The following is an 8,744-nucleotide window of genomic DNA, read 5'->3' on the forward strand; positions in this document are numbered from 1 at the left end:
GCATTACCTCCTGGGGAGAGTCTTCGGAAATCAGGTGTGGTTCGCGCGCCGCACAATCTGTTCGGCATGCCGCAGCACCGGGGCATCGACCATGCGGCCCTCGAACGCGAAGACGCCCCGATGGTTCGGGACTTCGTCGAGTACTCTTCGAGCCCAATCGATTTCGTCGTTCGACGGCGCGTAGGCCGCCCGGATGACCGGCACCTGGCTCGGATGGATCGCCACCTTGGCGTCGAAGCCGCTCGCGACCGCATCCACCGCTTCGGCGCGCAGCCCGTCGAGATCGCGGATGTTCAGATACACCGAGTCGAGCGCGAATTTGCCGTATGCCTTGGCCGCGAGCAGTGTGGTCGACCGAACATGGCGTGCCACATCGCGATAGCTGCCATCGGCATGCCGACTGGAGTTGCCGCCGAGCCCGGCGACCAGATCCTCCGCACCCCACATGACCCCGATCGCGTTGGGCGCCGATACCGCTCGCCCGACCGCCATGGCGCCGAGCGGCGATTCGATCAGCGCGATCACCTCGTAGCTGGACAGGGAGCCGAGCTGTTCGGCGGATTCGGCCTTCGGCAGCATGATCCGCCGATATTCGGTCTGCGCCAGCGCCGCGAGGTCGGGCTCGTGCTCATCGGTGCCGACGGCATCGACCCGGACCACGGTGGTCTCGGGATCCAGCGGAGTCTCGATGAGCGCCTCGCGTGCGGCCGCTTTATCACCGGCCGCGACCCCGTCCTCGAGATCGAGGATCACCACATCGGCTGCCGCGGCGGCCTTTTCGAAGCGTTCGGGGCGGTCGGCGGGGCAGAACAGCCAAGCCGGTCCGGGCATTTGCCAACTCATGCGGGCTCCTTGCGCACCAATGTCTTGCGTACCGCCGTCGCCACGATATCGCCATGCTGGTTGCGAGCGGTGTGCGCGAAGGTGAGGATGCCCTCGCCCGGACGGCTCTTGGATTCGCGCTTATCGGTGACCACCGTCTCGGCGTACATGGTGTCGCCGTGGAACAGCGGCTTCGGGAAGGCGACCTCGGAGAAGCCCAGGTTGGCGACGATCGTGCCCTGGGTCAGCTGCGCGACCGAGAGGCCGATCAGCGTGGAGAGCGTGAACATCGAATTCACCAGGCGCTGGTGGAACGGTGGCAGCTGATCGCTGAAGGCCGCGTCCAGGTGCAGTGCCTGGGTGTTCATGGTCAGCGTGGTGAACAGGACGTTATCGGCCTCGGTGATGGTCCGGCCCGGCCGGTGCTCGTACACCACACCGATCTCGAACTCCTCGAACCACAGGCCGCGCTGCACCACCCGGCGTGGCGCGTTCGTCTCCGTCACAGACCCAGCTCCCGTCCGATCAGCATCAACTGCACCTCCGTTGTGCCCTCGCCGATCTCCAGGATCTTGCTGTCGCGATAGTGCCTGGCCACAGCGTATTCGTTCATGAAGCCGTAGCCGCCGAAGATCTGGGTGGCGTCGCGGGAGTTGTCCATGGCCGCCTCGCTGGCCACCAGCTTCGCGATGGAGGCTTCCTTCTTGAAGGGTTTGCCCGCCAGCATGAGTGCGGCGGCGTCGTAGTAGGCGGTGCGGGCGGCGTGGGCTCGCGCCGCCATGCGGGCGATCTTGAAGGCGATGGCCTGGTTGCGGCCGATGGCCTGGCCGAAGGCCTCGCGCTCCTTGGCATAGCGCACGCTCTCGTCGACACAGCCCTGGGCCGCGCCGACCGACAGCGCCGCGATGGCGATGCGGCCCTCGTCGAGAATGCGCAGGAAGTTGGCGTAGCCGCGACCGCGCTCGCCGAGCAGATTCTCCTCGGGCACCCGGACGTCGGTGAAGCTCAGCGGGTGCGTATCCGAGGCATTCCAGCCGACCTTGTTGTAGGCGGGTTCGGCCACGAAACCGGGGGTGTCGGTGGGCACGAGGATGGTCGAGATCTCCTTCTTGCCGCCCGACTGTCCGGTCACCGCGGTCACGGTCACCAGCGTGGTGATATCGGTGCCGGAGTTCGTGATGAACTGCTTGCTGCCATTGATGACCCATTCGCCGCTGTCGGCGACCGCGGTGGTTCTGGTGCCGCCCGCGTCGCTGCCCGCACCGGGTTCGGTGAGGCCGAAGGCGGCGAGATTGCGCCCACTTGTCAACTGCGGCAGCCATTCCTGCTTCTGCTTATCGTTGCCGAAGCGGTAGATGGGCATGGCGCCCAGCGAGACACCGGCCTCCAGCGTGATCGCCACACTCTGATCGACCTTGCCGAGCTCCTCCAGCGCAAGGCAGAGGGCGAAGTAGTCGCCGCCCATCCCGCCGTACTCCTCCGGGAACGGCAGGCCGAACAAGCCCATATCGGCCATGCCCGCGACGACCTCGTACGGAAACGTATGGTTCGCATCGTGTTCGGCGGCTACCGGGGCGACCACCGTCTCGGCGAAATCGCGCACCGTCAGTGCCAGGTCGCGATAGTCCTCGGGCAGTGTGCCGGTGGACAGAAAGTCGGCTGTGCTTATTGTTCGTTCGCTGCGCTCACTCATGCGGAAGTTCCTTCTCGCTCGGCGGTTTCGGGTTCGGTGGGAACCGCGGTGATGCGCACCAGCGGCTGGTCGAGGCGGACCTGGGCGCCCGGTTCGATCAGGACTTCGACGGTGCCCGCGACCGGTGCGGTGAGCGTGTGCTCCATCTTCATGGCCTCGACCACGACTACCGGGGCCCCCGCGACGACAGTGGCACCGTTGGCGACCGGTACCGCGATTACCGAACCCGGCATGGGACTGCGGATTTCGGCGTCACCGACGTGCTCGGCGTCACTGCGGACATTCAGCTCGGCCACTTCACGCAGCACGGCCACACCGGAAGGTCCGGCCACCCAGAGCTGTCCGTCGTGCTCCGCGACGCGAAACTCTCGGCGCAGACCGTCCAGCGTCAGTACCAGCCTTCCGTCGGTGAAATCCGCGGTGAGCGAGACTGATTCACTCGTGTTGAGGCGGACTTCAGCGGCATCGGGTGCGCCGGTGAGGTAAACATGCTCGGTGCGGTCACCGCCGGCGAGCCTGATGGTGGTCGGCGCGGGTGTGCCGATGCGCCACCCGGACGGAATGTCCCACGGATCGCTCGGTGCGGCAGGCCAGCGTCGCAGCCAGTGATACGCACCGGCGGCGATGAATTCCTCATCCCCGACGGCTGCGGGCCGGAAGTCGCCGACGCGGCGATCCAGCAGTCCGGTATCGAGCTTCCCGGCGGCCACATCCTGGTCTGTCAGCAGGAAACGCAGGAACTCGATATTGCTGGTGACGCCGAGCAGGACGGTATCGCTCAGTGCCCGATCGAGTTTCGCGAGTGCGGTATGGCGATCGGCGGCGTGCACGATGACCTTCGACAACATGGGGTCGTAATCGCTACCGACGACGGTGCCGATGCGCAGTCCCGAATCCACCCGCACGCCCGCGCCTTCGGGCTCGGACAGGTCGAGCACAGTGCCGCCGGTGGGCAGGAAGCCGCGACCGGGATCCTCGGCATAGACGCGGGCCTCGATCGCATGTCCGACGAGTCGCAGCTCGTCCTGCTCCACCGCCAGCTTCTGCCCGGCCGCGACGCGCACCTGGCACTCCACCAGGTCGATCCCGGTGACCAGTTCGGTGACCGGATGTTCCACCTGCAGCCGGGTATTCATCTCCATGAAGAAGAACTCGTCCGGCCGATCGGCGGAGACGATGAATTCGACCGTGCCCGCGCCGACGTAGTCGACGCTGCGTGCGGTATTGCACGCGGCCGCACCGATGCGCGCCCGGGTCGCGGCATCGAGCAGTGGCGACGGCGCTTCCTCGATCACTTTCTGATGCCGGCGCTGCAGACTGCATTCGCGTTCACCGAGGTGGATCACGTGGCCGAATTGGTCGGCCAGGATCTGCACCTCGATATGGCGTGGCCGGGTGACGAACCGCTCCAGGAACAGCGTGTCGTCACCGAATGCCGCGGCCGCCTCACGCCGGGCACCGGCCAGCGCCGCGGGCAATGCCGACGGTTCCTCGACCAGTCGCATACCTTTACCGCCGCCACCGGCGGAGGGCTTCACGAGCACCGGATAGCCGATATCGGTTGCGGCGTCGATCAATTCGGCATCGGTGAGACCCGCGCGGGCCATACCTGGGACGACGGGCACATCGAAAGCGGCGACGGTGTTCTTCGCCGCGATCTTGTCGCCCATGATCTCGATCGCCTTGGCGGGCGGCCCGAGGAAGACAATGCCCGCCTCGGCCAGCGCGGATGCGAAAGCCGCATTCTCGGAGAGGAATCCGTAGCCCGGATGCACGGCCTTCGCGCCGGTGCGCACCGCCGCGGCGACCACCTTTTCGATATCCAGATAGCTTTCCCGCGCCGGAGCCGGACCGAGGCGCACTGCGGTATCGGCCTCGCGCACGTGCCTTGCCTGCGCGTCCGCGTCGCTGTAGACCGCGACCGAGCGAATTCCCATGGCGCGCAAGGTGCGGATGACCCGCACCGCGATCTCGCCGCGGTTGGCGACGAGCACGGTGTCGAAATCGATGGGATGGGATTTGTTCATCATCGCGATCACATCCGGAAGACGCCGTAGGAAACGGGTTCGAGCGGTGCTTGCGCACACACCGAAAGGGCAAGTCCGAGCACGGTTCTGGTATCGGCGGGGTCGATGACGCCGTCGTCCCAGAGCCGCGCGGTCGAGTAGTACGGATTGCCCTGATGTTCGTACTGGTCCCGAATCGGCGCCTTGAATGCCTCCTCGTCCGCGGCCGACCACGGCTGGCCGCTGCTGTCGAGTTGATCCCCGCGCACCGTCGAAAGCACCGAGGCGGCCTGCTCGCCACCCATTACCGAAATTCGCGCATTGGGCCACATCCACAGGAAGCGCGGCGAATACGCGCGTCCGCACATCGAGTAGTTGCCCGCGCCGTACGATCCGCCGATGACCACGGTGAGTTTCGGCACCCGCGCACACGCCACCGCGGTGACCATCTTCGCGCCGTGCTTGGTGATGCCGCCCGCCTCGTAATCGCGCCCGACCATGAAACCGGTAATGTTCTGCAAGAACAGCAGGGGAATCTTGCGCTTGTCGCACAGTTCGATGAAATGTGCGCCCTTCATGGCGGATTCGCTGAACAGCACGCCGTTATTGGCGATGATGCCGACCGGATGGCCGTGGATACGCGCGAATCCGGTGACGAGCGTCTTGCCGTATTCGGCCTTGAATTCGTGGAATCCGTTTTCGCCGTCGACGAGCCGGTGGATGACCTCGCGGACGTCGTACGGGGTGCGCAGATCGACCGGGACCACGTCGTACAGTTCGGACTCCGGCTTCGCGGTCGCGACGGTCGGCGTCACCTCCCACGGGCTCGCCGGGCGTGGGCCGAGCGTGGCCACGATGCGGCGCACGATGCGCAGCGCGTCCTGATCGTCTTCGGCCAGGTGATCGGTGACTCCGGAAGTACGCGAATGCAATTCGCCGCCTCCCAGCTCCTCGGCCGTGACCACTTCGCCGGTCGCGGCCTGCACCAGCGGCGGGCCGCCGAGGAAGATTGTGCCCTGATTGCGCACGATCACCGCCTCGTCGCTCATCGCGGGCACGTACGCACCACCGGCTGTGCACGAACCGAGCACCGCGGCGATCTGCGGAATTCCCTTGGCGCTCATGGTCGCCTGGTTGAAGAAGATGCGGCCGAAATGCTCCCGATCCGGGAAGACCTCGTCCTGGCGCGGCAGGAACGCTCCGCCGGAGTCGACGAGATACACACAGGGCAACTGGTTCTGCAAGGCGACCTCTTGGGCGCGCAGATGCTTCTTGACGGTCATCGGGTAGTAGGTGCCGCCCTTGACCGTGGCGTCATTGGCCACGATCACGCATTCGCGCCCGGAGATCCGGCCGATGCCGGTGATGATCCCGGCGCCGGGACATTCGTCGTCGTACATGCCCGTCGCGGCCAGCGGCGAGAGCTCGAGGAACGGGCTGCCCGGATCGAGCAGCTGATCCACCCGCTGCCGGGGCAGCAGCTTGCCGCGGGCAACGTGCCGCTCGCGCGCCTTCGCGGGCCCGCCGAGCGCCGCGGCGGCCAGCCGGGCGCGCAGATCCTCCAGTAGCGCCCCGTGTGCCGCGCGGTTGTCGACCCCGACCTGTTCGGTCACCGTCATCACGCTGTCCTGCCATCCGGTTAGTCGCCGATAACTGGAATTCAGGTTAATGTTGATTAACCGAGATGTCCAGGTGTGCTGAAAGGAGCGCGTGTGACCAGCACCGACCCCGTCGCGCCCACGCGCAGGGAACAACTGAAACTGCAGCGAAGAGCGCAACTGCTGGATGCGGGTGCCCGGCTTATCGCCGATCGCGGATTCTTCGGCATGCGCCTGGACGACCTCGGTGCGGCCGTCGGGATCAGCGGTCCGGCGGTCTACCGGCACTTCCCGAATAAGGAGGCGCTGCTGGTCGAACTGCTGGTCGGAGTCAGTCAGCGGTTGCTCGCCGGTGGGCAGGCGGTGGTCGCGCGAACCGTGTCGGCGCGGGAGGCGCTGGACGGGCTGGTCGATTTCCATCTGGACTTCGCGCTCGGCGAGCCCGAACTCATCCGGATCCAGGACCGCGACCTCGAGAACGTGCCGGCCGGATCCAGGCGCGAACTGCGGCGCACCCAGCGTCAGTACGTCGAGATCTGGGTGGCGGTGCTTCGGGAGTTGCACCCGGATCTGCCGGAGGAGACCGCGCGGGTGCAGGCCCACGCGGGCTTCGGCTTGATGAACTCCACGCCGCACAGCGCCACCAATGCCAGCGCTACCCGGGCCCGGCCGATACTGCGTCGCATGGCGTTGTCCGCATTGGCACAGGCGACGCCGGGTTGATCGTTCGCCCCCTTTTCAAGCCTCTTGCAGTCCCGACGGAGCGAGCGAACACGGAACACCAACGGCCATTGGGGATCTCGCGCGTCACTCGCTGGTGTACTTCATCGATTCGATGCTGCAAGTGGACGATTTGGACCTGTGCTCCAGTTTCGTGCCCGCCATGCGCGAATCCGTCACTTCCACAAATGTTTTCGTGCACGTCGAAGCGACCCGTGCGGCCGCGGGCATCGGCTTGCTGTCCTGCTTTATGGCCGATCGTCACGACGATCTGATCCGAGTGCTCATGGTTTCCACGTGATCATCTGTCCAGCCGGGTGTGCCCGGTGGTTGGGTTCGGTGGAGGGTTCTAGGGTGAGGGGATGGCCTCACTAGCGGATTCTGATGTGCGCGGATTTCTCTGTCATGCGACGCGAACTGCGAAGGTCGCGTTTGTTGCCGCTGATGGACGTCCGGTCGTGACACCGGTGTGGTTCGTCCTCGAGGGCGACGAACTGGTCTTCAATACCGGCAAGGCCACGGCCAAGGGCAAGGCCTTCGCCCGCGATCCACGCATCGCGGTGGTGGTCGACCTCGAGGAAGCGCCGTATTCGTCCATTCAGATCCAGGGCACCGTGACCCTGTCCGAGGATCCCGACGAACTCCTGCGCACCGCCACCGAGATCGGCGGCCGCTATATGGGCGCGGACCGGGCCGAAGAATTCGGCAAGCGCAACGGCGTCCCGGGCGAACTGGTGGTCCGGGTGCACCCGTCCAAGGTGATCGCCCACTTCGACGCGACGGCCTAGCCCTACACTCACCCGCATGACCGTGCATTTCATCGGGGCCGGGCCGGGCGCCGCGGACCTGCTGACCGTCCGCGCGGTCGAGCTGCTTCGCACCGCCCCGGTCTGCCTCTACGCGGGCACCTACCTCGACCCCGAGGTACTCGCGCACTGCGCTCCCGATGCCGAGCTGATCGACACTCAGCACCTGGACATCGACCAGATCACCGAGCACCTGGTGCGCGCGCACCGCTCCGGTAAGGAGGTCGCGCGCCTCTGCTCGGGCGATCCCTCCATATATTCGGCCCTCACCGAACAAACCCGCCGCCTCGACGCCGCGGACGTGCCGTGGGACATCACCCCCGGCGTCCCCGCCTACGCCGCCGCGGCCGCCATGCTCGGTACCGAGTTGACCGTTCCCGAGGTGGTCCAGTCGGTGGTCCTCACCCGCATCCAGGCCCGTTCGACTGCCATGCCCGAATCCGAGGCTCTCGCGAACTTCGCCCGGACACAGGCCACGCTGGTGCTGCACCTGGCCATTACCCGAATCCGCACACTGGCCGCCGAGCTGATCCCGGCCTACGGCGCCGACTGCCCGACCGCCGTGGTCTACCGAGTCAGCCAACCCGAGCAACTGGTCCTGCGCGGCACCCTCACCGACATCGCCGACCAGGTCGAATCCGCAGGTCTGCGCCGAGCCGCCGTCATTCTCGTCGGCCGCGCCCTCACCCTGAATCTGTCCTGTGCCCAGTCGCATCTCTACGACCCGGCCCGCGCCCGAGACCGACCTTCGCAAGCAGTGTGAGATCGGTGACAGCCATCCAGCAAACTTGCGATGATCCCCCTGCCAGGGCTGATGCTTCCCGGCTATGAGAGCTGATTGGTCGGCTGGCGAGGGCGACGGTAGATTGTTTCGGTGATCTGCATTGAACTTCCCGGCGGAGCCGGTCGGTGGGTGGCGGGCATGGTCGCGCCCATGTAACAAGGTCGGCCTGACGGGCAGATAGTGCCAATGAACATTTTTGCTTGATTGATGAGAACTGAACGCGGGAACACAGGCGCCACGCTGGTATAGGTGCGCGTCGACGTCCCGGTGTTCATCGGGGAGCGCTCGTGTGGTGTTCCGGAAGCGAGGTTACGG

General features: G+C 66.1%; 8 protein-coding genes and 1 pseudogene. 4 read left to right on the top strand and 5 right to left on the bottom strand.

The window, feature by feature from the left end:
* Positions 1 to 30: 30 nt before the first annotated feature.
* The 5 genes from ACQPXH_RS05545 to ACQPXH_RS05565 are packed head-to-tail and all read right to left on the bottom strand — an operon-like array spanning position 31 to position 6,140.
* Complete coding sequence (locus ACQPXH_RS05545; RefSeq protein ID WP_433601250.1) at positions 31 to 843, bottom strand: HpcH/HpaI aldolase/citrate lyase family protein; 813 nt, start codon at positions 841 to 843, stop codon at positions 31 to 33.
* Positions 840 to 1,328 (bottom strand): MaoC family dehydratase, encoded by a 489-nt coding sequence (locus tag ACQPXH_RS05550; RefSeq protein WP_387294459.1) that lies wholly within the window; start codon positions 1,326 to 1,328, stop codon positions 840 to 842. The genes ACQPXH_RS05545 and ACQPXH_RS05550 overlap by 4 nt, the downstream gene beginning before the upstream one ends.
* Entirely contained in the window at positions 1,325 to 2,515 is a 1,191-nt protein-coding gene (locus ACQPXH_RS05555) for an acyl-CoA dehydrogenase family protein (protein WP_433601251.1), read from the bottom strand. The genes ACQPXH_RS05550 and ACQPXH_RS05555 overlap by 4 nt, the downstream gene beginning before the upstream one ends.
* On the bottom strand, positions 2,512 to 4,545 hold the full coding sequence (locus ACQPXH_RS05560; RefSeq protein ID WP_433601252.1) for an acetyl/propionyl/methylcrotonyl-CoA carboxylase subunit alpha: 2,034 nt from the start codon (positions 4,543 to 4,545) through the stop codon (positions 2,512 to 2,514). Before ACQPXH_RS05560 ends, ACQPXH_RS05555 begins: the two co-directional genes overlap by 4 nt.
* A gap of 5 nt (positions 4,546 to 4,550) precedes the next feature.
* Complete coding sequence (locus tag ACQPXH_RS05565; protein ID WP_433601253.1) at positions 4,551 to 6,140, bottom strand: carboxyl transferase domain-containing protein; 1,590 nt, start codon at positions 6,138 to 6,140, stop codon at positions 4,551 to 4,553.
* Positions 6,141 to 6,233: 93 nt separating this feature from the next.
* Here ACQPXH_RS05565 and ACQPXH_RS05570 point away from each other — a divergent pair, with 93 nt between their 5' ends.
* The 4 genes and pseudogenes from ACQPXH_RS05570 (at position 6,234) to cobM (ending at position 8,408) form a co-directional block, all read left to right on the top strand.
* Entirely contained in the window at positions 6,234 to 6,842 is a 609-nt protein-coding gene (locus tag ACQPXH_RS05570) for an SACE_7040 family transcriptional regulator (protein WP_433601254.1), read from the top strand.
* Positions 6,843 to 6,885: 43 nt separating this feature from the next.
* A pseudogene (locus ACQPXH_RS05575) lies at positions 6,886 to 7,125 on the top strand (LysR family transcriptional regulator); the annotation flags it as partial.
* A gap of 76 nt (positions 7,126 to 7,201) precedes the next feature.
* Positions 7,202 to 7,627: a PPOX class F420-dependent oxidoreductase gene (locus ACQPXH_RS05580; protein WP_433601255.1), complete on the top strand. Its 426-nt coding sequence runs from the start codon at positions 7,202 to 7,204 to the stop codon at positions 7,625 to 7,627.
* 16 nt (positions 7,628 to 7,643) lie between these two features.
* Positions 7,644 to 8,408 carry a precorrin-4 C(11)-methyltransferase gene (gene cobM, locus ACQPXH_RS05585; protein ID WP_433601256.1) on the top strand — a complete coding sequence of 255 codons (765 nt, stop codon included), beginning with the start codon at positions 7,644 to 7,646 and terminating at the stop codon, positions 8,406 to 8,408.
* The last annotated feature ends 336 nt before the right edge of the window (positions 8,409 to 8,744 follow it).

It is taken from the genome of Nocardia sp. CA-135953, assembly GCF_050955735.1.
Lineage (GTDB): Bacteria > Actinomycetota > Actinomycetes > Mycobacteriales > Mycobacteriaceae > Nocardia.

Bases quoted from the DNA above. Each gene is read 5' to 3' on its own strand.
- ACQPXH_RS05545 (WP_433601250.1), bottom strand. From the start codon at position 843: ATGAGTTGGCAAATGCCCGGACCGGCTTGGCTGTTCTGCCCCGCCGAC.
- ACQPXH_RS05555 (WP_433601251.1), bottom strand. From the start codon at position 2,515: ATGAGTGAGCGCAGCGAACGAACAATAAGCACAGCCGACTTTCTGTCC.
- ACQPXH_RS05560 (WP_433601252.1), bottom strand. From the start codon at position 4,545: ATGATGAACAAATCCCATCCCATCGATTTCGACACCGTGCTCGTCGCC.
- ACQPXH_RS05565 (WP_433601253.1), bottom strand. From the start codon at position 6,140: ATGACGGTGACCGAACAGGTCGGGGTCGACAACCGCGCGGCACACGGG.
- ACQPXH_RS05580 (WP_433601255.1), top strand. From the start codon at position 7,202: ATGGCCTCACTAGCGGATTCTGATGTGCGCGGATTTCTCTGTCATGCG.
- cobM (WP_433601256.1), top strand. From the start codon at position 7,644: ATGACCGTGCATTTCATCGGGGCCGGGCCGGGCGCCGCGGACCTGCTG.